This is a genomic window from Streptomyces sp. NPDC089424 (assembly GCF_044749345.1).
GTDB lineage: Bacteria > Actinomycetota > Actinomycetes > Streptomycetales > Streptomycetaceae > Streptomyces.
Genome location: NZ_JBIVHU010000005.1, coordinates 337,418 through 360,569 on the forward strand (window position 1 = coordinate 337,418; position 23,152 = coordinate 360,569).

The 23,152-nt window shown below is 70.9% G+C and carries 18 protein-coding genes; 2 read left to right on the plus strand and 16 right to left on the minus strand.

What is annotated here, in order from left to right; all coding sequences use genetic code 11:
* The first annotated feature begins 871 nt into the window (after window positions 1-871).
* Entirely contained in the window at window positions 872-4,015 is a 3,144-nt protein-coding gene (gene ileS / locus ACIP2X_RS24105) for an isoleucine--tRNA ligase (protein ID WP_401676416.1), read from the plus strand.
* 203 nt (window positions 4,016-4,218) lie between these two features.
* On the opposite strand, the gene ACIP2X_RS24110 is transcribed toward ileS, so the two are convergent.
* The 16 genes from ACIP2X_RS24110 to rsmH form a co-directional block, all read right to left on the minus strand.
* The gene (locus ACIP2X_RS24110; RefSeq protein WP_401676417.1) at window positions 4,219-5,412 is read right to left on the minus strand and encodes a DivIVA domain-containing protein; all 1,194 of its coding nucleotides are present in this window, start codon (window positions 5,410-5,412) and stop codon (window positions 4,219-4,221) included.
* Between the two features lie 53 nt (window positions 5,413-5,465).
* Entirely contained in the window at window positions 5,466-5,750 is a 285-nt protein-coding gene (locus tag ACIP2X_RS24115; RefSeq protein ID WP_007448661.1) for a YggT family protein, read from the minus strand.
* Window positions 5,751-5,830: 80 nt separating this feature from the next.
* A complete protein-coding gene (locus tag ACIP2X_RS24120) occupies window positions 5,831-6,472 on the minus strand; it encodes a cell division protein SepF (RefSeq protein WP_401676418.1) in 642 nt (213 codons plus the stop codon).
* A 129-nt stretch (window positions 6,473-6,601) separates the two neighbouring features.
* Window positions 6,602-7,321 carry a YggS family pyridoxal phosphate-dependent enzyme gene (locus tag ACIP2X_RS24125; protein WP_401676419.1) on the minus strand — a complete coding sequence of 240 codons (720 nt, stop codon included), beginning with the start codon at window positions 7,319-7,321 and terminating at the stop codon, window positions 6,602-6,604.
* 6 nt (window positions 7,322-7,327) lie between these two features.
* On the minus strand, window positions 7,328-8,059 hold the full coding sequence (gene pgeF / locus ACIP2X_RS24130) for a peptidoglycan editing factor PgeF (RefSeq protein WP_401676420.1): 732 nt from the start codon (window positions 8,057-8,059) through the stop codon (window positions 7,328-7,330).
* Window positions 8,056-9,249, minus strand: coding sequence for a cell division protein FtsZ (ftsZ, locus tag ACIP2X_RS24135; protein WP_401676421.1), 1,194 nt, complete (start codon window positions 9,247-9,249; stop codon window positions 8,056-8,058). Before ftsZ ends, pgeF begins: the two co-directional genes overlap by 4 nt.
* Before the next feature lie 278 nt (window positions 9,250-9,527).
* A complete protein-coding gene (locus ACIP2X_RS24140; protein ID WP_401676422.1) occupies window positions 9,528-10,322 on the minus strand; it encodes a cell division protein FtsQ/DivIB in 795 nt (264 codons plus the stop codon).
* Between the two features lie 26 nt (window positions 10,323-10,348).
* On the minus strand, window positions 10,349-11,446 hold the full coding sequence (gene murG, locus ACIP2X_RS24145) for an undecaprenyldiphospho-muramoylpentapeptide beta-N-acetylglucosaminyltransferase (RefSeq protein WP_401676423.1): 1,098 nt from the start codon (window positions 11,444-11,446) through the stop codon (window positions 10,349-10,351).
* A 6-nt stretch (window positions 11,447-11,452) separates the two neighbouring features.
* Window positions 11,453-12,811, minus strand: a complete 1,359-nt coding sequence (gene ftsW, locus ACIP2X_RS24150) for a putative lipid II flippase FtsW (RefSeq protein WP_401676424.1) — start codon at window positions 12,809-12,811, stop codon at window positions 11,453-11,455.
* A gap of 108 nt (window positions 12,812-12,919) precedes the next feature.
* Window positions 12,920-14,350: a UDP-N-acetylmuramoyl-L-alanine--D-glutamate ligase gene (gene murD, locus ACIP2X_RS24155; protein WP_401676425.1), complete on the minus strand. Its 1,431-nt coding sequence runs from the start codon at window positions 14,348-14,350 to the stop codon at window positions 12,920-12,922.
* Window positions 14,332-15,405 carry a phospho-N-acetylmuramoyl-pentapeptide-transferase gene (gene mraY / locus ACIP2X_RS24160; protein ID WP_401676426.1) on the minus strand — a complete coding sequence of 358 codons (1,074 nt, stop codon included), beginning with the start codon at window positions 15,403-15,405 and terminating at the stop codon, window positions 14,332-14,334. Before mraY ends, murD begins: the two co-directional genes overlap by 19 nt.
* Window positions 15,402-16,817: a UDP-N-acetylmuramoyl-tripeptide--D-alanyl-D-alanine ligase gene (gene murF, locus ACIP2X_RS24165; RefSeq protein ID WP_401676427.1), complete on the minus strand. Its 1,416-nt coding sequence runs from the start codon at window positions 16,815-16,817 to the stop codon at window positions 15,402-15,404. Before murF ends, mraY begins: the two co-directional genes overlap by 4 nt.
* Before the next feature lie 28 nt (window positions 16,818-16,845).
* A complete protein-coding gene (locus ACIP2X_RS24170) occupies window positions 16,846-18,366 on the minus strand; it encodes a UDP-N-acetylmuramoyl-L-alanyl-D-glutamate--2,6-diaminopimelate ligase (RefSeq protein WP_401676428.1) in 1,521 nt (506 codons plus the stop codon).
* A 163-nt stretch (window positions 18,367-18,529) separates the two neighbouring features.
* The gene (locus ACIP2X_RS24175) at window positions 18,530-20,488 is read right to left on the minus strand and encodes a peptidoglycan D,D-transpeptidase FtsI family protein (RefSeq protein WP_401676567.1); all 1,959 of its coding nucleotides are present in this window, start codon (window positions 20,486-20,488) and stop codon (window positions 18,530-18,532) included.
* A 5-nt stretch (window positions 20,489-20,493) separates the two neighbouring features.
* Window positions 20,494-21,105, minus strand: a complete 612-nt coding sequence (locus tag ACIP2X_RS24180) for a septum formation initiator family protein (RefSeq protein WP_401676429.1) — start codon at window positions 21,103-21,105, stop codon at window positions 20,494-20,496.
* A gap of 101 nt (window positions 21,106-21,206) precedes the next feature.
* A complete protein-coding gene (gene rsmH / locus ACIP2X_RS24185; protein ID WP_401676430.1) occupies window positions 21,207-22,163 on the minus strand; it encodes a 16S rRNA (cytosine(1402)-N(4))-methyltransferase RsmH in 957 nt (318 codons plus the stop codon).
* A gap of 436 nt (window positions 22,164-22,599) precedes the next feature.
* On the opposite strand from rsmH, the gene ACIP2X_RS24190 reads away from it, so the two are divergent.
* A complete protein-coding gene (locus ACIP2X_RS24190) occupies window positions 22,600-23,148 on the plus strand; it encodes a beta-class carbonic anhydrase (protein WP_401676431.1) in 549 nt (182 codons plus the stop codon).
* Window positions 23,149-23,152: the final 4 nt, after the last annotated feature.

The window sequence follows — 23,152 nt, forward strand, 5'->3', positions numbered from 1 at the left end:
CGGCCTTCTTCGTGGTCGCCTTCCCGTCCCTCACACTCGCCGCCGACCCCACCGCCGAGGCCCCCGAGTCCTCCCCGTCCGGCGACGTCCCCCCGCCCATCCCCGCCGAGGCCACGCCCCGTAGCTGCTTCACGCTCTCCACGGCCTTGTCGACCGCGCGCTTCGCCGCCGAGGCCATGCCCTGCGCGCCCGTCCTGCCGTTCGCGCCCTTGGCCGCCCCGCCGGGGGCGTGCCTCGACCTGCCGGACGCCGACTGCTCTGCGGCGGTCTTTTTCGCCACCATGGCCGCGGCCCCTTCACATATTGTGATCTTGCACGCGAATCGTGCTGGGACGATAAATCGACGCGACGCCCGCGGCAACGGGGCACGCCGCCCGAATCGCCCACCCCGCGACCGCCACGCGCCCGGCATGCATGCGTTGTGCCCAGCTCCCCGCGGGGTAATCCGCCAAGCCGGACATCACAGGATCCGACTTCACATAATTGACCAATCGGGTCAAAATACACCCACATCATCGCCGCGCAAAATACGGGCGGCCCCGCTCCGCCGGGCGCCGTACACTGGGCGGAGCGAAAGGCGTGGATGGGGACGAGTAGCGGCGTACGCAGCCCAGAGCGACCCGGGGACGGTGGAAGCCCGGGGGCGAGCGCGACGTGAAGATCACCCCGGAGCCGCCGGAAGAAAGCCCCGCTCACGAGCGAGGGCCGTAGAACCGGTGTCGCGACCCCAATGAGGGGGCTCACCGACGCACACCCCGCGCCGGCGAGCCAAGGAGGGTGGTACCGCGGGAGCGCGCCAAAGCGGCGTAGGAAGTCGGAGCTCTCGTCCCTCCGGACGGAAGGCAGCAAGTCCGCCGGAGGAAGCTCGCTGATGACAACGCCGACGTACCGCCAGGTGCCCGCCCAGGTCGACCTGCCCGCCCTCGAGCACGCCGTGCTCGACTTCTGGCGCGAGCAGAAGATCTTCGCCAAGAGCCTGGAGCAGTCCGAGGGCCGCCCCGAGTGGGTGTTCTACGAAGGCCCCCCCACCGCGAACGGCATGCCGGGCGCCCACCACATCGAGGCCCGCGTCTTCAAGGACGTCTTCCCCCGCTTCCGCACCATGCGCGGCTACCACGTGGCCCGCAAGGCCGGCTGGGACTGCCACGGCCTGCCGGTGGAGCTCGCGGTGGAGAAGGAGCTGGGCTTCTCCGGCAAGAAGGACATCGAGGCGTACGGCATCGCCGAGTTCAACGACAAGTGCCGCGCCTCCGTGCTCCGCCACACCGACGCCTTCTCCGAGCTGACGACCCGCATGGGCTACTGGGTCGACCTCGACGAGGCGTACGTGACCATGGAGCCCGAGTACATCGAGTCCGTCTGGTGGTCGCTGAAGGAGATCTCCAACAAGGGCCTCCTCGTCCAGGACCACCGCGTCGCCCCCTGGTGCCCCCGCTGCGGCACCGGCCTGTCCGACCACGAGCTGGCCCAGGGCTACGAGACGGTCGTCGACCCCTCGGTCTACGTCCGCTTCCCCCTCACCTCCGGCCCCCTCGCCGGCGAGGCCGCGCTCCTGGTGTGGACGACCACCCCGTGGACCCTCGTCTCCAACACCGCCGTGGCCGCCCACCCCGACGTCACCTATGTCGTCGCGACCGACGGCGAGGAGAAGCTCGTCGTCGCCGAGCCGCTGGTGGGGAAGGCCCTCGGCGAGGGCTGGGAGACCACCGGCGAGACCTTCACGGGCGCCGAGATGGAGCGCTGGACGTACCGGCGCCCCTTCGAGCTGGTCGAGTTCCCCGAGGGCACCGAGGCCCACTTCGTCGTCAACGCCGAGTACGTCACCACCGAGGACGGCACCGGCCTCGTCCACCAGTCCCCCGCCTTCGGCGAGGACGACCTCAAGGTCTGCCGCTCCTACGGCCTGCCGGTCGTGAACCCGGTGCGCCCGGACGGCACCTTCGAGGAGGACCTCCCGCTCGTCGGCGGCGTCTTCTTCAAGAAGGCGGACGAGAAGCTCACCGAGGACCTCGGCGAGCGCGGCCTGCTCTTCCGGCACCTGCCGTACGAGCACAGCTACCCGCACTGCTGGCGCTGCCACACCGCGCTGCTCTACTACGCGCAGCCGTCCTGGTACATCCGCACGACGGCCGTCAAGGACCGCCTGCTCGCGGAGAACGAGCGGACCAACTGGTTCCCGGACACCGTCAAGCACGGCCGCTACGGCGACTGGCTCAACAACAACATCGACTGGGCCCTGTCCCGCAACCGCTACTGGGGCACCCCGCTGCCGATCTGGCGCTGCGAGGACGACCACCTCACGGTCGTCGGCTCCCGCGCCGAGCTCACCGAGCTGACCGGCACCGACCAGTCGGGCCTCGACCCGCACCGCCCGTTCATCGACGACGTCACCTTCGCCTGCCCCGAGTGCGAGAAGACGGCCACGCGCGTCCCGGAGGTCATCGACGCCTGGTACGACTCGGGTTCGATGCCGTTCGCGCAGTGGGGCTACCCGTACAAGAACAAGGAACTCTTCGAGTCCCGCTACCCGGCGCAGTTCATCAGCGAGGCCATCGACCAGACGCGCGGCTGGTTCTACACGCTGATGGCGATCGGCACCCTGGTCTTCGACAAGTCGTCGTACGAGAACGTCGTCTGCCTCGGCCACATCCTCGCCGAGGACGGCCGCAAGATGTCCAAGCACCTGGGCAACATCCTGCAGCCGATCCCGCTCATGGACCAGCACGGCGCGGACGCGGTCCGCTGGTTCATGGCGGCCGGCGGCTCCCCCTGGGCGGCCCGCCGCGTCGGTCACGGCACCATCCAGGAGGTCGTGCGCAAGACCCTCCTGACCTACTGGAACACGGTCGCCTTCCAGGCGCTGTACGCCCGCACGTCGAACTGGGCCCCGTCCGCGGCCGACCCGGCCCCGGCCGACCGCCCGCTGCTCGACCGCTGGCTGCTGTCCGAACTGCACGCGCTGACCGACCAGGTGACCCAGTCCCTGGAGGCCTACGACACCCAGCGCGCCGGCAAGCTGCTCTCCGCGTTCGTCGACGACCTGTCGAACTGGTACGTGCGCCGCTCCCGGCGCCGCTTCTGGCAGGGCGACAAGGCGGCGCTGCGCACCCTGCACGAGGTCGTCGAGACGATCACCAAGCTGATGGCCCCGCTGACCCCGTTCATCACCGAACGGGTCTGGCAGGACCTGATCGTGCCGGTCACGCCCGGGGCTCCGGAGTCGGTGCACCTGTCCTCCTGGCCGGAGGCGGATCTGACCGCCATCGACCCGGAACTGTCGCGGCACATGGTGCTGGTGCGCCGCCTGGTGGAGCTCGGCCGGGCCACCCGCGCGGAGTCGGGCGTCAAGACGCGTCAGCCGCTGCGGCGCGCGCTGATCGCCGCCACGGGCTTCGACGCGCTCTCCCCCGAACTGCACACGCAGATCACGGAGGAGCTGAACGTCGAGTCGCTCGCGTCGCTGAGCGAGGTCGGCGGCTCCCTGGTCGACACGACCGCCAAGGCCAACTTCCGCGCGCTGGGCAAGCGGTTCGGCAAGCGGGTCCAGGACGTCGCCAAGGCCGTGGCGAACGCCGACGCGGCCGCGCTCTCCCTCGCCCTGCGCGAGGGCACGGCGTCGGTGGAGGTCGACGGCGAGACCATCACGCTGGCCCCCGACGAGGTCATCATCACGGAGACCCCGCGTGAGGGCTGGTCGGTGGCCTCGGACTCGGGCGCCACGGTCGCCCTCGACCTGGAGATCACGGAGGAGCTGCGCCGCGCGGGCCTCGCGCGGGACGCGATCCGCCTGATCCAGGAGGCCCGCAAGAACAGCGGCCTCGACGTCTCCGACCGCATCGCGCTGCGCTGGACCGCGACCGACCCGGCGCTGATCGCCGCGCTCGGCGACCACGCCACGCTGATCGCCGAGGAGGTCCTGGCGACGGACTTCGCGCAGGGCGAGGCGGACGACAGCTACGGTGCCCCGTTCACGGACGAGCCGCTGGCGCTGACGTTCCGCCTGCGCAAGCAGTAGCACCCGCGCCGAAGGCCCGGGCCCACCGGAGAATCTTGGTGGGCCCAGGCCTTCGGCATGGTGTGCACCCATACAACTGCGCCCACATCCGAACACACACGGCAAATACCGTGAACACGCGTAGCACAAGGGCGGGGCCCCGGATCGGAATCCGGGGCCCCGCCCTATGAACGCTGCCGACGTCTACGCCGTACTACCGACCGTCAGTTGTCGTCCTCGTCGATGAGGAACCCGCGCATCGGCGAGGGGGCCTGACCCATCGGCGAGGGGCCCTGCGGCCGCACCGGAGCCATCGGCTGGGTCATCGCCGGGGACATCTGCTGCTGGCCACCGTAGGACGGGCCGGCCGGCGAGGGGCCGCCACCCATCGTCGGGTTGCCGCCGTAGGACGGGGCACTCGCGCCGGCCGGGGCCATCGAGGGCGCCGGGGACGGCGGGAGGGACGCGGTCGCGGGGGTCCGCGGCGGGGCGAGCGAGTCGTCCGCCTGGGTCTCCAGCTGACGCAGCTGCGACTCCAGGTAGGACTTCAGGCGCGTGCGGTACTCCCGCTCGAAGCCGCGCAGGTCCTCGACCTTGCGCTCCAGCGTGGCGCGGGCGGACTCCAGCGAGCCCATCGCGACGCGGTGCTTCTCCTGGGCGTCCCGCTCCAGCGCGTCGGCCTTGGCGCGGGCGTCCCGCTCCAGGCCCTCGGCGCGCGAACGAGCCTCTCCGACGATCTTGTTGGCCTCGGAACGGGCCTCCGCGATCGCCTGGTCGGCGGTCTGCTGGGCAAGCGACAGGACGCGCGCGGCGCTGTCGCCACCGGGGCCCTGACCGGGCATACCGGGGCCACCCATCGGACCGCCCATGGGACCCGGGCCCATCTGGCCCTGCATCGGTCCCTGGCCCATCGGTCCCTGGCCCATCGGACCCTGACCCATCGGACCCTGACCCATCGGACCCTGACCCATCGGGCCGGGACCCTGCGGACCCTGACCGCCGGGACCGGCGGGCAGCTGCGGGGCACCGCTCGGCAGCTGGGGCGGGCCACCCATGGGGCCACCCATCTGCTGCTGCGGCGGGCCCGATATGCCGGCGGGTACCGGAGCGCCGGGACCGCGCATGCCCTGCTGCGGCATACCCTGCGGCGGCATGCCCTGCCCGGGCATGCCCTGCTGGGGCATCCCCTGCTGCTGGTCCTGCCCCTCCGGGGGCTTGCGCATGTTCTGCTGGTTCTGCGCGGCGGCACGGGTGGCCGCGGCCAGCTTGGCGCGCAGGTCCTCGTTCTCACGCAGCAGACGGGTCAGCTCGGCTTCGACCTCATCGAGGAAGGCATCGACCTCGTCCTCGTCATAGCCTTCTCGGAGGCGGACGGTCGTGAACTGCTTGTTCCGCACGTCCTCGGGGGTCAACGGCATCTCTTCACCTCAACGTAGTCGTCGGCATTCGGCAAGACCGTAGTTCACATCGCTCACAGCCGACTCACGATCGAGATCAGGATGTAGACGATGATCATCAGTACGAAGAAGGACAGGTCGAGCGCCACGCCCCCGAGACGCAGCGGCGGAATGAACCGCCGCAGAAGCTTGAGCGGTGGATCAGTGACAGTGTAGGTGGCCTCCAGAACGACCACCATCGCCTTGCCGGGTTGCCATGAGCGGGCGAACTGGAAGACGTAGTCCATGACCAACCGGAAGATGAGCACGATGAGGAAGCACATCAGCGCGATGTAGACGACATCCAGGACCACGCTCATGACCCTTGCTTCCCTCTCCCCTGATCCATGCTCTGGGTACTGCTCGGTGATGCTTGTACTGATGTTTCCGGTCGTACGTCTCAGCTCTGGTTGAAGAACCCGCCCTCTGCGATGCGGGCCTTGTCCTCCGCCGTGACATCGACGTTAGCAGGAGACAACAGGAACACCTTCTGCGTCACCCGCTCGATACTGCCGTGAAGACCAAACACCAAACCCGCCGCAAAGTCGACAAGTCGCTTGGCATCTGTGTCATCCATCTCAGTCAAGTTCATGATCACCGGGGTGCCCTCACGGAAGTGTTCCCCGATGGTACGGGCTTCGTTGTAGGTCCGCGGGTGAAGCGTGGTGATCCGGTACGGCTCTCGTTCCGACACGACCTTGGGCATGATCACCGGTGCGTTCTTCTCCAGGCTCTGACGTTCTTGTGTGATGGATGCCACGGGCGCGATGCGCGCCGGACGTCCGGATTCCGCGGGAAGCGAAGCGGCGTGGGCGACCGGCTCGCGCTGCGCCGGAGGCTGCACCATTCGCACCGGTTCGTCCCTTTGGGACTGATGTGCACTGTGAGACTGGTGCGACGACTCGTGGCGCCGGTGGTCCCGCTCGGGCTCCGGGTCGAGTTCGGGTTCGAAGTCGTCGTCGGGGTCGAATCCCCGGCCGTCGTACCCATCGTCCTCCACGAGGCCGAGGTAGACCGCCATCTTGCGCATCGCGCCGGCCATGCTCTGAGTCCTCCGCTCTGTGGTGGATCGGCTGACGACTGCCAAGTGCCCGCGATCCACGAGGTCGTTACGCCCGCCCTGCGACGGCAATGACCATATTTTCTGCTGTGGTCCGACTTCTTGGCGACGTTACCCGAGCCTGGGGCGGACTCCGAGTACCGCGGTGCCGACGCGCACATGTGTCGCTCCGGCGGCCACGGCCTGTTCGAGGTCCGCACTCATCCCTGCCGAGACCATGGTGGCAGCCGGATGGGTCCGGCGCATGTCAGTCGACAAATCCATCATCCGCTCGAACGCCGCCAGTTCGCGTCCCGCGAACTCCCCGGTGAGCGGCGCGACGGTCATCAGTCCGTCCAGCCGCAACCCCGGCGCCCCGGCCACGAGGTCGGCCAACTCCCCGACGCCGCCCGGGGCCACACCGCCCCGCTCCCCCCGCGCGCTCTCGCCCGCGTCGAGCGCGACCTGGATCAGGCACCCGAGCTCGCGCCCGGCGCGTACGGCCTCCTTGGACAGAGCCGTGACCAGCCTGGAGCGATCCACGGACTGCACGACGTCCGCGTACCCGACCACGGAGCGCACCTTGTTGGTCTGCAACTGACCGACGAAATGCCAAGTAAGGGGCAGATCCGAGCATTCCGCGGCCTTCGGTGCCGCGTCCTGGTCCCGGTTCTCGGCGACATGGCGCACGCCGAGCTCCGACAGGATCCGCACATCGGCCGCGGGGTAGGTCTTGGTGACCACGATGAGGGTCACCTCCTCGCGCCGCCGCCCGGCGGCCGCGCACGCGGCGGCGATGCGCTCTTCCACATGTGCCAGATTCCTGGCGAGTTCGTCCTTACGGTCCGTCATGTCCGATCAGTCCAGCCACACATAGCCCGCGAGCCGACCGGTCGTGCGGTCGCGGCGGTACGAGAAGTGATCGCCCGACTCCAGCGTGCACACGGGCGACTGCTCCCGGTCACTCACCCCGAGCCGGGCGAGCTGGGCGTGCACTCCGGCGGTCACGTCGACCGCCGGCGTGCCCCAGCTCGTCTCGGCGTACGCCTCCGGCTCGACGGCGGCCACCTCGGCACGCATCGCTTCCGGCACCTCGTAGCACCGGCCGCAGACGGCGGGGCCGGTGCGGGCGACGATCCGCTCCGGCTCGGCACCCAGTTCCATCATCGCGCGTAGCGCGGCCGGGACGACCCCGGCGACCATGCCGGGACGGCCCGCGTGGGCGGCGGCGGCGACCCCGGCGACGGGGTCGGCGAGCAGGACGGGTACGCAGTCGGCGGTGAGGACACCGAGGGCCAGGCCCCGCTGCCGGGTCACCGTCGCGTCGACCGAGGGGATCTTCGCCGCGGAGCCCCAGGGTCCGTCGACGACGGCCACGTCGTCGCCGTGCACCTGGTTCATCCAGACGACCCGTCCGGGGTCGAGCCCGAGGGACTTGGCCGCCAGCTCACGATTGGTCCGTACGGCTTCGGGGTCGTCCCCGACCGCCCCGCCGAGGTTGAGCTCCTCGTACGGAACGGCGCTCACCCCGCCCCACCTGTCGGTGAAAGCGAAGTGCGCGCCGTTCACGGTCTCGCGCTGTCCTATCACTTCAGGAAGTCCGGTACGTCCAGCTCCTCGGCCGCGCTGTCCGAGTAGGCGCGCGACGGCGGCACCGGCGGGGGCGCCTGGATCTCGCTCACCGGCTCGGGCGCGGGCTCCGGCTCCTCCTTCGGCTTGACGCTGCCGAGGGCGCCGAACGACGGGCGGCTCTCGGTCTGCTGCCGTGCCGGAGCCGGCTCCTCGCGCTTGGCGGAGGACGAGCCGAGGACGGTGTCCCGGCGGGCGGGGGGCTGGCCCCCGTCGAAACCGGCCGCGATCACGGTGACCCGCACCTCGTCGCCGAGGGCGTCGTCGATGACCGCGCCGAAGATGATGTTGGCCTCGGGGTGGGCGGCCTCGCTGACCAGCTGGGCGGCCTCGTTGATCTCGAACAGTCCGAGGTCCGAGCCGCCGGAGATGGACAGCAGCACGCCCCGGGCGCCGTCGATGGACGCCTCCAGGAGCGGCGAGGAGATCGCCATCTCGGCCGCGGCCACCGCGCGGTCGTCGCCGCGGGCCGAGCCGATGCCCATGAGGGCCGAACCGGCCTCCGACATGACCGACTTGACGTCGGCGAAGTCGAGGTTGATGAGGCCGGGGGTGGTGATGAGGTCGGTGATGCCCTGGACACCGGAGAGCAGGACCTGGTCGGCCGACTTGAAGGCGTCGAGGACCGAGACCTGGCGGTCCGAGATGGACAGCAGCCGGTCGTTCGGGATGACGATGAGGGTGTCGACCTCTTCGCGGAGTTCGGCGATGCCGTCCTCGGCCTGGTTGGCGCGGCGCCGTCCCTCGAAGGTGAACGGGCGCGTGACCACGCCGATGGTGAGGGCGCCCAGCGAGCGGGCGATGTTCGCCACGACGGGCGCGCCGCCGGTGCCGGTGCCGCCGCCCTCTCCGGCGGTCACGAAGACCATGTCGGCCCCCTTGAGGACCTCCTCGATCTCCTCGCGGTGGTCCTCGGCGGCCTTGCGGCCGACGGCCGGGTTGGCTCCGGCGCCTAGTCCGCGGGTGAGTTCCCGGCCGACGTCGAGCTTCACGTCGGCGTCGCTCATCAACAGCGCCTGCGCGTCGGTGTTGATGGCGATGAACTCGACACCCTTGAGACCGACCTCGATCATCCGGTTGATGGCATTGACACCACCGCCGCCGACACCGATGACCTTGATGACTGCGAGGTAGTTCTGCGGTGCTGCCACGTCGAAGGCCTCTCGCCTCGAATTACGTGCCGTCGTCTCGCGGTGCCCCGCGGTCCGACGACTGATGCCGAATGGGACGGTCCGTAACGCCGACCCGAACCCTAACGCTGAAGTTTAGGGTTACCAGTGTGTGTGTTCCCTGGAGTCTTCTGAACAGGACACTAAGTCGACAAGTGGCGCACGTTCAACGAACACGCCGAACCTCCCGTTTTTCTTTTCACCCTATGTGATCAGCCGTAGCGCTGCCCAACCAGGGTGCTGGCCTGCGCTGATGTGCGTCAACTCCCTGATGACGCAGGGGCGGTGGGAACGCTGACGTCGAAGTGCCGGGCACCGGAGGCGGCTTTCATGAGGGCGGTGAGACTACGGGCCTTCGCCCGCCCCTTCTCGCCACTCCCCCACTCGACCGTGCGTCCGCCGGTCAACTCCAGTGAGATGTCGTCGAAGGAGCGGACCTTGACGACCCGGGTGTCCTGGGCGACCGCCGGGGGAATCGCGGCGGTGACCCGGACCGCCTCGCGCACCAGGCGCCGCTCCCCGAAACGCCGGTGACTGGGCGCGGCCGAACCCGACCGGGACACCGTCAATTCCAGGAGCGGAACGCCTTTCGGGGTCTCAGAAACCGTGGCGAAACGGACACCCTCGTCGTCCACTTCGATGAACTCGCGGCCCTTTTCGACGAGCAGGACCGGGGTCCGCTCGGTCACTTTGAGACTGATTCCATGCGGCCAGGAACGCACCACCCGAACCGCGTCAATTCGGGGCAATTTCCGGCGCAGCCGCGTCTCGATCCGGTCGGTGTCGACGGAAATCAGCGGGGCGCCGACCGGTACGTCGGCGGCCTCACGCACCTGCGTGGGCGTCAGGACGCCGGTCCCGGAGACGGTGACCCGCTCCACGCGCGTCCACTGCGCGCCGTACAGGAGCCAGCCGACGCCGGCGCCGAGGAGAATCAGGACAAGCCCAAGAATGATGATCGTACGAAGCCTGGGCAGCCCCAACCTCCGGACGGGGGGCGGGCCGGACGTCTCCTGCTGGCGTGCACCGCGCTCGGCGGTGGTCGGTCCGGCCACGCTCCCTGCCTTCCGTTCAAACGTGCCTAGCGCTGTGCACGGTGGGCGGCGATCGCCTCGTACACCATGCCGACGAGGATTTCGTCGGCGTCCCGGCGGCCGAACTCACCGGCGGCGCGGGACATCTCGTACAGCCGGTGCGGGTCGGCGAGCACGGGCAGGACGTTCTGCTGCACCCACTCCGGGGTGAGTTCCGCGTCGTCGACCAGCAGGCCGCCGCCGGCCTTGACCACCGGCTGGGCGTTCAGCCGCTGTTCGCCGTTGCCGATGGGCAGCGGGACGTAGGCGGCCGGCAGTCCGACGGCGGAGAGCTCGGCGACGGTCATCGCGCCGGCGCGGCAGAGCATCATGTCGGCCGCGGCGTACGCGAGGTCCATCCGGTCCAGGTAACTTACCGGGATGTACGGGGGCATCCCCGGCATCTGGTGGACCTGCGGCAGTTCGTTCTTCGGGCCGACCGCGTGCAGGATCTGGATCCCGGCCTGCTGGAGCCACGGGGCGACCTGCTGGACCACCTCGTTGAGCCGCCGGGCGCCCTGCGAGCCGCCGGTGACCAGCAGCGTGGGCAGGTTGGGGTCGAGGCCGAACATCGCGCGGGCCTCCGGACGGGCGGCGGCCCGGTCCAGGGTGGCGATGGAGCGGCGCAGCGGGATGCCGATGTAGCGGGCGCCGCGCAGCTTGCTGTCAGGGGTGGAGACGGCGACCTGGGAGGCGTACCGGGAGCCGATCTTGTTGGCGAGGCCGGGGCGGGCGTTCGCCTCGTGGATCACGATCGGCACGCCGAGCCGCTTGGCGGCCAGGTAGCCGGGCAGGGCGACGTAGCCGCCGAAGCCGACCACCGCGTCCGCCTTGGTGCGTTCCAGGATCTGCTCGGCCGCCTTGATCGTGCCGCGCAGCCGGCCCGGGACGGTGATCAGCTCGGGAGTGGGCTTGCGCGGCAGGGGGACGGCCGGGATCAGCGCCAGCTCGTAGCCGCGTTCCGGGACGAGCCGGGTCTCCAGGCCGCGCTCCGTGCCGAGGGCCGTGATCCCCACCGTCGGGTCCTGCCTGCGCAGCGCGTCCGCGAGGGCGAGCGCGGGCTCGATGTGGCCGGCGGTCCCCCCACCAGCGAGTACGACATGCACCGAAATTCACCGCTCTCCGGACGAGCGCGCCGTGGCGCGCCGTCGCATCGTGTTCCAACTCCGGGGACTCCGATTGGACGCAGTACCCCCGGCCCCCCGTTTTCTACCAAAGCGGGGTTGCCGCATCGCAAGCGCCGCCCGCGCAGCGGGCTCGTCGCGCGCGAAGGCGATCAGCAACCCGATGGCGAACATGGTCGGCAGCAGGGCGGATCCCCCGTAGGAGAACAGCGGAAGGGGGACTCCGGCGATCGGCAGCAGGCCGAGCACCGCACCGATGTTGATCACGGCCTGGGCCGTGATCCAGGTGGTCACGCCTCCCGCGGCATACCTGACGAAGGGGTCCTCCGTGCTTCCGGCCACGCGGATACCCGCATAGCCTAGAGCGGCGAACAGGGCGAGCACCGACAGCGTCCCCGCCAGGCCCAGTTCCTCACCGGTGACGGCGAAGATGAAGTCGGTGTGCGCTTCGGGGAGTTGCCCCCATTTTTCCACACTCGCGCCCAGTCCGGAACCGAAGAGTCCGCCGGAGGCCAGGGCGTAGATGCCGTGCACGGCCTGCCAGCAGGAGCCGTCGGGGCCCATCTCGGTGGCGCCGATGCAGCGGAACCGGTCGAGCCGGTTGGAACTGCTCTGGATGAGGATCACGCCCAGCACCGCGGCGACCGCCAGCACACCGACGAACAGCCGGGTCGGGGCGCCCGCCAGCCACAGCAGCCCGAACAGGATCGCCGTGAGGATGATCGCGGTGCCCATGTCGCCGCCGAGCATGATCAGGCCGAGCAGCATGAAGGCGACCGGCACCAGCGGCACCAGCATGTGCTTCCACTGCGCGAGCAGGTTCTTGTCCTGCTTGCGGGCGAGCAGGTCCGCGCCCCACAGCACCAGCGCGAGCTTGCCGAACTCGCTGGGCTGGAGCTGGAAGGAGCCGCCGAGGGAGATCCAGTTCTGGTTGCCGTTGACCGCCATCCCTATCCCCGGCACCTGCACCAGGGCCATCAGGAAGACCGCGCCGGCGATGATCGGGTAGGCGAGCGCCCGGTGCAGCTTCACGGGCATCCGGGAGGCGACGTACAGCAGCACCGCGCCGATGACGGCGGCCAGCAGCTGCTTGCGGAAGAAGTACGACCCGGGCAGGGACATCTGCAGCGCGGTGATCTGGGAGGCCGAGTAGACCATCACCAGGCCCAGCACGGTGATCAGCAGACTGCCGCCGAGGATGAGGTAGTACGCGGTCAGCGGCCGGTCCCAGGCCCGGCGCACGCGGATGTAGATCCGTACCGCGCGGTTCTCCCGTGGCGGACGGGGGGCGTCGGACACACGGACGGGTCGGGGGACCGGAGGACGTCCGGTACGGCTGCCGGACATCAGCGGCTCCCACCGGCGGGGAGCCGTAGCCGGCCAAGAGCGAGCCTCATCCGAGTCACCTGTCCCTCCAAGGGTCCCCACAGCACCCGCCGTGGCCGAGACCCGCCGTCAGGCGCCCGCGCCGAGTTCGCGAACCGCCTCCGCGAACGCGTCTCCTCGCTTGTTGTAGTCGGCGAACATGTCCATGGAGGCACAGGCAGGTGCCAGAAGCACCGTGTCTCCGGTGACGGCCAGGCGCCGCGCCTCCCGGACAGCCGCGAGCATCGCCCCAGTGTCGGTCCGGTCGAGGTCGACGACGGGTACTTCCGGCGCGTGTCGCGCCAGGGCTTCCCGGATCAGGGCGCGATCGGCGCCGATGAGCACGGCCCCGCGAAGCCGCTTCGCCGACTTGGCGACCAGTTCGTCGAAGGCCGCGCCCTTGGCCAGTCCGCCCGCGATCCACACGATCGACTCGTAGGCCGCCAACGAGGCCTCGGCGGCATGGGTGTTGGTGGCCTTGGAGTCGTCGACGTAGGCCACCCCGTCCACGTCGGCGACGTGCGCGATGCGGTGGGCGTCCGGGGTGAAGGCGCGCAGACCGTCCCGCACGGCGCGGGCGGGCACGCCGTAGGCGCGGGCGAGGGCCGCCGCCGCAAGGGCGTTGGCGACGTTGTGCGGGGCCGGCGGGTTGACGTCCGAGACCTCGGCCAGCTCCTGGGCGTTCTTGTGGCGGTCCTCGACGAAGGCGCGGTCGACCAGGATGCCCTCCACGACGCCGAGTTGGGACGGCGCCGGGGTCCCCAGCGTGAAGCCGACGGCCCGGCAGCCCTCCTCGACGTCCGCCGCGCGCACCAGGTCCTCGGTGGCCTTGTCGGCCGCGTTGTAGACGCAGGCGACGCGATTGCCCTCGTAGACGCGGCCCTTGTCGGCGGCGTAGGCCTCCATGGAGCCGTGCCAGTCGAGGTGGTCGGGAGCGAGGTTCAGCACGGCCGCGGAGTGGGCGCGCAGCGAGGGCGCCCAGTGCAGCTGGTAGCTGGACAGCTCGACGGCGAGGACGTCGTAGCGCTCCTCGCCGAGCACCGCGTCCAGCAGCGAGACGCCGATGTTGCCGACGGCGGCGGTGCGCAGTCCGGCCGCCCGCAGGATCGAGGCGAGCATCTGGACGGTCGTGGTCTTGCCGTTGGTGCCGGTGACGGCGAGCCAGGGGGCGGCGTCGGGGCCCCGCAGCCGCCAGGCCAGTTCGACGTCGCCCCAGACCGGGACCCCTGCCTCGGCCGCCGCCGTGAATAGCGGCTTGTCCGGCTTCCAGCCCGGCGCGGTGACGATCAGCTCGGTGCCCTCGGGCAGGGTGGCGCCGTCGCCGAGGCGGACGGTGACGCCGAGCGCCTCCAGCTCCGCGGCCTGGGCCCGGGCGCGCTCGTCGGCGCCGTCGTTGACGACGGTGACGTGCGCGCCGAGGCCGTGCAGGACCTTGGCCGCCGGGACGCCGGAGACGCCGAGCCCGGCGACGGTGACGTGCTTGCCCTTGAGCTCCGAGGAGGTCACTTTTCCGCTGCCCATCCCGCATAGAAGAGGCCCAGTCCGACAATCACACAGATGCCCTGAATGATCCAGAAGCGGACCACGACGAGGACTTCGGACCAGCCCTTGAGTTCGAAGTGGTGCTGCAGTGGTGCCATCCGGAAGACGCGCTTGCCGGTGAGGCGGAACGACCCGACCTGGATGACCACCGACATGGTGATCAGCACGAAGAGACCGCCGAGGATGGCCAGCAGCAGCTCCGTGCGGGAGCAGATGGCCAGACCGGCGAGGACACCGCCGAGCGCCAGGGAGCCGGTGTCACCCATGAAGATCTTGGCCGGCGAGGTGTTCCACCACAGGAAGCCCAGACAGGCGCCCATGAGGGCCGAGGCGACCACGGCGAGGTCGAGCGGGTCTCGCACCTCGTAGCAGGCGCCCGGGTTCGTCAGGGTTCCCGCGTTGGCGCAGGACTCCTGGAACTGCCAGACGCCGATGAAGGTGTAGGCGCCGAAGACGAGCACGGAGGCGCCGGTGGCGAGGCCGTCGAGGCCGTCGGTGAGGTTCACGCCGTTCGACATCGCGAGGATCATGAACAGCGCCCAGATGACGAACAGCACCGGGCCGATCGTCCAGCCGAAGTCGGTGATGAACGACAGCTTGGTGGAGGCCGGGGTGTTGCCGCGGTTGTCCGCGAACTGGAGCGACAGCACCGCGAAGGCGATACCGACGATCAGCTGGCCGGCCATCTTCGCCTTGGCCCGCAGACCCAGCGAACGCCGCTTGACGATCTTGATGTAGTCGTCCAGGAAGCCGACCAGACCCATGCCGGCCATCAGACCGAGCACCAGCAGACCGGAGAAGGTCGGCGGCTTGCCGGTGATCACCTTCGACAGGAAGTACGCGGCGATCGTGGCGAAGATGAAGGCGATACCACCCATGGTGGGGGTACCGCGCTTGCTGGCGTGCTCACGCGGACCGTCGTCGCGGATGTACTGGCCGTAGCCCTTGCGGGCCAGCAGCTTGATCAGCAGCGGTGTGCCGACCAGCGTCAGGAACAGGCCGATGACGCCCGCGAACAGGATCTGATTCATCATCGGGCGGCGACCTCACCCTCGGCACCCGTGGCGAGCAGCGCCTCGGCGACACTCTCCAGCCCGACCGAACGGGACGCCTTCACGAGGACGACGTCCCCCGGGCGCAACTCGCTGCGCAACAGGTCGACCGCCGCCTGTGCGTCGGACACGTGCACCGACTCCTCACCCCACGAACCCTCGTTATATGCGCCCAGTTGCAGCCAGGCGGCTTCCCTGCCCCCGACCGCGACGAGCTTGCTGACGTTGAGCCGGACGGCGAGCCGCCCGACCGCGTCGTGCTCGGCGAGCGCCTCGTCCCCGAGCTCGGCCATCTTGCCGAGCACCGCCCACGTACGACGCCCCCTGCCCATGGCCACCAAGGCGCGCAGGGCGGCCCGCATGGACTCGGGGTTCGCGTTGTAGGCGTCGTTGACGACCGTCACGCCGTCCGGGCGCTCGGTGACCTCCATACGCCAGCGGGAGAGGGAGTCTGCCTCGGAGAGCGCGGTGGCGATCTCTTCCGCGGACATGCCCAGCTCATGGGCGACGGCGGCCGCGGCGAGCGCGTTCGACACGTGGTGCTCACCGTACAGGCGCATGGTCACATCACTGCACCCGGAGGGTGTGTGAAGGGTGAAAGAGGGCTGGCCGGAGTCCGTCAGACGCACGTTCTCGGCCCGTACGTCCGCTTCGTCGGCCTCTCCGAAGAGGACCACCTTGGCCTTGGTGCGCGAGGCCATGGCGCGTACGAGGGGGTCGTCGGCGTTGAGGATCGCGGCGCCGCCGTCCTCCGCCGGCGGCAGCGCCTCGACCAGTTCGCCCTTGGCCTGCGCGATCTGTTCCCGGCCGCCGAACTCGCCGATGTGCGCGGTGCCGACGTTCAGCACCAGGCCGATTTTCGGTGGCGTCAGGCCGGTGAGGTACCGGATGTGGCCGATGCCGCGCGCGCCCATCTCCAGTACCAGGAAGCGGGTTTCCTCGGTGGCGCTGAGCGCGGTCAGCGGCAGCCCGATCTCGTTGTTGAACGATCCGGGCGTCCACACCGTCGGCGCCTTGCGCTGGAGCACCTGCGCGATCAGGTCCTTGGTGCTGGTCTTGCCCGCGGAGCCGGTGAGCGCGACGAGGGTGGTGCCGAGCTCGCGCACGACGTGCCGGGCGAGGGCGCCGAGGGCGCTTGGGACGTCGTCCACGACGATCGCGGGCACGCCGACGGGACGCGACGCGAGTACCGCGACCGCGCCCGCCCCGACGACCTGTGCCGCGTAGTCGTGGCCGTCCACGCGTTCGCCGACGAAGGCGGCGAACAGGCTGCCGGGCACGACCTCACGTGAGTCCCGGACGACCGGTCCGGTCACCTGTGCCGACGGATCCGGTATGTCGTGCGTCTGCCCGCCGACGACTTCTGCGATCTCGGCGAGGGAGAGGGCGATCACAAGTTCATCCCCTGGGTCTTCTGGATTTTCATCCCTGGGTCTTCCGGATTGCTTCGCGCAGAACCTGGCGGTCGTCGAACGGACGGACCACCCCGGCGATGTCCTGGCCCTGCTCATGGCCCTTGCCCGCGACCAGTACGGTGTCCCCCGGCCGCGCCCGGCCGACGGCGGCGGCGATGGCGGCGGCCCGGTCCTCGAACAGCAGCACCTCCCCGCGTTCGTGCGCGGGCACCGTCGCCGCGCCCTGCAGCATGGTGGCGAGGATCGCGAGGGGGTCCTCGGAGCGCGGGTTGTCGGAGGTCAGTACGGCCGTGTCGGCGAGCCGGGCCACGGCCGCGCCCATCGGCTCCCGCTTGGTGGTGTCCCGGTCGCCGCCGCAGCCGAGCACGACGTGCACCTGACCCTTGGTGACCTTGCGCAGCGCCTTGAGGACGGATTCGACGGCGTCCGTCTTGTGGGCGTAGTCGACGACCGCGAGGTAGTCCTGGCCGGCGTCCACCCGCTCCAGGCGGCCCGGCACCCCCGGCACGGCGGCGACGCCGTCGGCGGCGGTCTGCGGGTCGAAGCCGGCGGCCGCGAGCGCGACGATCGCGGCGAGGGTGTTCGCCACGTTGAACGGCCCCGGCAGCGGCGACCTGGCACGGATCCGCGCGCCGTCCGGACCGACCACGGTGAACGGCGAGTCCAGCGGGCCGACCTCGACGTCCTCGGCGCGCCAGTCGGCGTCGGGGTGGCCCTCGGCGGAGTAGGTGACGACCGGGACGCCGGCCTCCCGGGCGAGCCTGCGGCCGTACTCGTCGTCGACGTTGACCACGCCGAGCCTGCTGCGCTCCGGCGTGAACAGCTGCGCCTTGGCCCGGAAGTAGTCCTCCATGTCGGAGTGGAACTCCATGTGTTCCGGGCTGAGGTTGGTGAAGACCGCGACGTCGAAGACGCAGCCGTCGACCCGGCCGAGGACCAGCGCGTGGCTGGAGACCTCCATGGCGACCGCCTCGACCCCGCGTTCCCGCATCACGGCGAACAGGGCCTGCAGATCGGTGGCTTCGGGCGTGGTGCGCTCGGACTTGATGCGCTCGTCGCCGATCCGGGTCTCGACCGTGCCGATCAGACCGGCGCTGCGGCCCGTCCTGATCCCGCCCTCGACCAGATAGGCGGTGGTGGTCTTGCCGGAGGTGCCGGTGATGCCGATCTGGAGCAGCTCGCGGCCCGGGTGGCCGTAGATCGTCGCCGCCAGCTCGCCCATCTCCGCGCGCGGGTCGGCGACGGTGAGCACCGGCAGCCCGGTGGCGGCGGCGCGCTCGGCGCCGGCCGGGTCGGTCAGCACCGCGGCGGCGCCCAGACCGACGGCCTGGGTGACGAAGTCGGCGCCGTGCACGCGGGCGCCGGGCAGCGCGGCGTACAGGTCTCCGGGGCGGACGGCGCGCGAGTCATGGGTGATCCCCGTGACCGCGGCGGCTCCTTCCGGGGCGGTGACACCCAGCTGATCGGCGAGCTCCGCGAGGGGTGTGGCGGAGACCCGTTCCGGCCTCGGCGGTCCCGGGTAGGTCACGGGAACGTCCTTCTGAGTGGTGGGGGACTGATCAGCGTGTGGCACGGCGGTGAGCGTACCGGGCGCACCCGCTCCGGAGCGAAGTGAGGGGCGGGGGCTGCTCTGGTTCCCGGGATCGGGGGTGATCGTTGTCACGGATGGTTCCTGGGGGTGCTCGTGCTGCTCAGGGTTTGAAGGTGACCGGGAGCCTCGCGGGCCCGGCTCCCGTCGGCGGGACCTGGAGGGTCTTCAGGGCGAACTCCATCACCTGCTTGAAGACGGGGCCGCAGATCTGGCCTCCGAAGTAGCTGCCCTTGGTGGCGTTCTGGATGGCGCAGTAGACGGTGACGCGGGGCTTGTCCGCGGGTGCGAATCCGGCGAAGGACGAGGTGTAGCCGCGGTACTTGCCGGTGTCCGGATCCACACGGTTGGCGGTGCCGGTCTTGCCCGCGACCCGGTAGCCGGGGATGCGCGCCTTGGTGCCGGTGCCCTCCTCGTCGTCGACGACCGACTCCAGCATCCGGGCGAGCGTCGTGGCCGTCTTCTGGCTCACCACCCGTGTCCTGTCCGGTTCCTGGGCGGGCGTGAAGCGTCCGTCGGGTCCCTTGGTGCCGCGTACGAGCGTGGGTTCGACGCGCATGCCGCCGTTGGCGATGGTGGAGTACACGGAGGCCGCCTGCATCGCGTTGATGGACACGCCCTGGCCGAAAGGAATCGTGTACTGCTGCGACGTCGACCACTGGTCCGGCGGCGCCAGGATGCCCTTGGTCTCGCCGGGGAAGTCCAGTCCGGTGTAGCCGCCGATGCCGAACTTCCGCAGGTACGTGTGGAGTACCCGGTTGGCCTCCGCCTGCGTCCTGCCGAGCTGCCCGGTGGCCAGGATGGTGCCGATGTTGCTGGACTTGGCCAGCACGCCGTTGAGCGTCAGGTACCAGGTCGGGTGGTCGATGTCGTCCTGGAACAGCCGGTCGCCCCGGTGCAGCCGGTTGGGCACGACGACGTGCGTCTGGGGCGTGGCGACGTTCTCCTCCAGCACGGCGGCCATCGACATGACCTTGGCGGTGGAGCCGGGCTCGAAGGCGTCCTGGAGCGCCGCGTTGCCCATGGCGGCCGCGTCGGCCGTGGTCAGGTCGTTGGGGTCGAAGCCGGGCGAGTTGGCCATGGCGAGGATCTCGCCGGTGCGGGTGTCCTGCACGATCACGTAGCCGCGGTCCGCGTCCGACTCCTCCACCTGCTCGGCGATGGCGTTCTGCGCGGCCCACTGGATGTCGCGGTCGATGGTGAGCTCGATGTCGGAGCCGGGCACCGCGGGCGTCTCGGTGGAACCGACCGTCGGCACCTGGAGGCCGCCGGACTGGGCGTAGCGGATCTTGCCGTCCTCGCCGGCCAGCTGCTCCTCCAGCTGCTGCTCGACACCGCCGCCGCCCTTGCCCTCGGCGTTGACCCAGCCCAGTATCCCGGCGGCCAGGTCGCCGCCCGGGTACACCCGCTTGCTGCTGGGTTCGGCGAGGACGCCGCCGAGCACGTTGACGGTGCTCCTGTCGGTCTCCGCCTTCGCGGCCAGCGCGGTCCTCAGGTCCTTGATCTGCTTCCAGACCTGCGGGGTCTGCCGCGTGGCGAGCCTGACGTAGCGGAGCTTGCCGTCCTTGGGACGCAGCTTGCTCGTGAGCTCGGCCTGGTCCGTGCCGAGGATCGGCGCGAGGAGCGCCGCCGCCTGCTCGGGCGCGTCGTCGATCTTCAGCTGCTCGCGGGTGAACAGCGTGGGGTCGGCGGTGATGTCGTAGGCGTCGACGCTGGTCGCCAGGGCCACGCCGGTGCGGTCGGTGATCTCGCCGCGCTGGGCGGCGAGAGTGTGCACGACATACCGGTTCTGCTGCGCCTTGGCCGCGTAGGCGCTCGCGTCGACCGCCTGCACCTGGAGCAGCCGGACGACGAAGACCATCATCACGAGGGTCAGCGCGAAGCCGATCAGGCGCAGCCGGGGGCGGGGGCTGCCGAGCCGGAGGGCGGGCGGGGCCGCGGGACGGGGCCGGCCGGGCCCGCGGGCCGGGCGGGCGCCGGGACCGGGGCGCCGCCGGCCCGCCGGGTGGTCGGGCCGCGCGGGTCCGGGCACGCGGCGGCGCGGCGGTTCCCTGTCGGTCACTTCCGTCACCTGCCGGAGGGTGTGGGCGGGAGGGGGGCGGGGGGGCCGGCGGGCGCCCGGGAGGACGCGCCGCCGGGGGTGCCGGTCGGTGCTGCCGTGCGGGTGGCCGGGGGCGTCGGGGTGGTGGTCGCGGCGGCCGTGGGGGCGGTGCGGGTGCCCATGGGCGCGGGTGAACCGGACAGGGTGGGCGCGGGGCCGGTGGCCATCGCCTCGGGCGCGAGGACGAGGGGGCCCTGCGCGGAGGCCGGTTCGGCGGCGACGGCGGACGGGACACCCTTGACGGTGCCGTCGGGGTCGAGGAAGGCGGGGTCCGAGCCGGGGACCATGCCGAGTTCGCGGGCGCGCCGCTGGAGGGCGTGGGGGGCCGAGTACGCGTCGATGTCGCGCTGGAGGGCCTGCTCCTCGTCGGTGAGGTTCTTGGTCTCCTTCTGGAGGTCGTCCAGCTGGAACGACCCCTCGCTGAGCGCGGAGTTCAGCACCAGCAGGCCGATGAGGCCGCCGCCGAGGAGCAGGACGACGAGCAGGACGAAGGGCGTCCGCGCGGCCTGCGCCCGTCCGGTGGGGAGCAGCTGCGCGAGCCGTGCCGCCCTTCCCCTCAGTTCGGGTTTCCTGCTCACTCACCCTCCCCTGGCGCGGATGCCGGACCCGGTCGTGCGGTGAGGGGGGACCGGGGACCCGCTGCGGGGTCCGCAGCCGAGCCCCCGCCCCGTCGGCTGCCTCACGAGACGTCCTCCCTGATCCGCTGGGCGGCGCGCAGTCGCGCCGGGGCCGCCCTGCGGTTCTCGGCGACCTCCTCCTCGGTGGGAAGTTCGGCACCACGGGTGAGCAGCTTGAGCCGGGGCTGGTACTGCTCGGGCACCACCGGCAGCCCGGGCGGCGCGGTGGTGGCGGCGCCCGCCGCGAAGACCTGCTTGACCAGCCGGTCCTCCAGCGAGTGGTACGACAGCACGGCGATCCGCCCCCTGACGTCCAGCGCCGCGACCGCCGCCGGGATCGCCCGCTCCAGCACGGACAGCTCGCCGTTGACCTCGATGCGCAGGGCCTGGAAGGTGCGCTTGGCCGGGTTGCCGCCGGTGCGCTTGGCGGCCTGCGGCAGCGCGTCCCTGATCAGCTCCACCAGCCGCGCGCTGTTGCTGAACGGCTCCTTCTCGCGCTCGCGCACGACGGCGGCCACGATGCGCTTGGCCTGCTTCTCCTCGCCGTACGCCCGCAGGATCCGCACCAGCTCACCGGCCGGGTAGGTGTTGAGGACCTCGGCGGCGCCGACGCCGGTCGACTGGTCCATGCGCATGTCGAGCGGGGCGTCCTGCGCGTAGGCGAAGCCGCGGTCGGCCTCGTCGAGCTGCATGGAGGAGACCCCGAGGTCGAACAGGACGCCCTGCACGCGCGCGATGCCGAGCCTGTCCAGCACCTCGGGCAGCTCGTCGTACACGGCGTGCACGAGGTGGGCGCGCTCCCCGTAGGGCGCGAGCCGCTCGCCGGACAGGCGCAGCGCCTCCTTGTCCCGGTCCAGGGCGACGAGGCGGGCCTCGGGGAAGCGGGCGAGGAGCGCCTCGCTGTGGCCGCCGAGGCCGAGCGTGCAGTCGACGACCACGGCTCCGGGCCGCTCCAGGGCGGGTGCCAACAGGTCCAGGCACCGCTGGAGCATCACCGGGACGTGTCGACTCTGGCTCAAGGGGCCCTCTCAGGTCCGGCGGGCCGCACGTACTGCCGGGTCCCCGTCCTCCCCCAGCGAGCTGGGGGACCCCCAGTGAAGGGAAGGCCTGCCGGCGCCGGAGGCGTCAGCCGGCCGGGAGCGGTGGAGGCCGAGCCGTACGTACGCGCCGCGCACGTGGGAGATCTCCGGCGGCCACGCCGGAATCCGGGGAATTCGCTGCAGCGGGGAGAGCCTCGCCTCCCGCTTCGCGTCACTTTAGTCCACCCTCTGTCCCGGTCAATCAACCGGCCTGCGCGTCGCGGCGGCCGTCGGCGACGACCCGCGCGCCGGCGGGGATCACTCGGAAGGCCGCACGGCGCCACGCGTGTGGGTTAGCTCACATCAAGGCCCGATGACGTTCTTTGTCCTGCCGCACAACAGGACCCGCCCGTCCGTGACCAGTACCGTCATCACCATGACGACTTCTGCATCGGTTCCCGCCGGCCCTGAGGACGCCATAGCCGGCGTCGGCACCGTCACCGACCGTCTCGTCGAGGCCAACGAGCGCTACGCGGCCGCCTTCGGCGACCCGGGCATGGACGCCCGCCCGGTCCTCCAGGTCGCGGTGGTGGCCTGCATGGACGCCCGGCTCGACCTGCACGCCGCACTCGGCCTGCAGCTCGGCGACTGCCACACCATCCGCAACGCGGGCGGCGTCGTGACCGACGACGTGATCCGCTCGCTCACCATCAGCCAGCGCAAGCTGGGCACCCGCAGCGTGGTCCTCATCCACCACACCGGCTGCGGGCTGGAATCCCTCACCGAGGACTTCCGCACCGAACTGGAGGCGGAGGTCGGCCAGCGTCCCGCCTGGGCGGTGGAGTCCTTCAAGGACGTCGACCAGGACGTCCGGCAGTCGATGCGGCGGGTGCGCACCTCGCCGTTCCTGCTCCACACCGACGACGTGCGCGGCTTCGTGTTCGACGTGCGGACGGGCCTGCTGCGCGAGATCGACCCCGCGTGACCGT

What these genes read in the sequence shown, in the direction of transcription:
- ACIP2X_RS24120 (WP_401676418.1), bottom strand. Translation starts at nt 6,472, where the DNA reads ATGGCCGGCGCGATGCGCAAGATGGCGGTCTACCTCGGCCTCGTGGAG.
- ACIP2X_RS24125 (WP_401676419.1), bottom strand. Translation starts at nt 7,321, where the DNA reads ATGACGGACCGTAAGGACGAACTCGCCAGGAATCTGGCACATGTGGAA.
- ftsW (WP_401676424.1), bottom strand. Translation starts at nt 12,811, where the DNA reads ATGTCCGGCAGCCGTACCGGACGTCCTCCGGTCCCCCGACCCGTCCGT.
- ACIP2X_RS24190 (WP_401676431.1), top strand. Translation starts at nt 22,600, where the DNA reads ATGACGACTTCTGCATCGGTTCCCGCCGGCCCTGAGGACGCCATAGCC.
- ACIP2X_RS24115 (WP_007448661.1), bottom strand. Translation starts at nt 5,750, where the DNA reads ATGAGCGTGGTCCTGGATGTCGTCTACATCGCGCTGATGTGCTTCCTC.
- murD (WP_401676425.1), bottom strand. Translation starts at nt 14,350, where the DNA reads ATGGGCAGCGGAAAAGTGACCTCCTCGGAGCTCAAGGGCAAGCACGTC.
- ACIP2X_RS24110 (WP_401676417.1), bottom strand. Translation starts at nt 5,412, where the DNA reads ATGCCGTTGACCCCCGAGGACGTGCGGAACAAGCAGTTCACGACCGTC.
- mraY (WP_401676426.1), bottom strand. Translation starts at nt 15,405, where the DNA reads ATGATGAATCAGATCCTGTTCGCGGGCGTCATCGGCCTGTTCCTGACG.
- ileS (WP_401676416.1), top strand. Translation starts at nt 872, where the DNA reads ATGACAACGCCGACGTACCGCCAGGTGCCCGCCCAGGTCGACCTGCCC.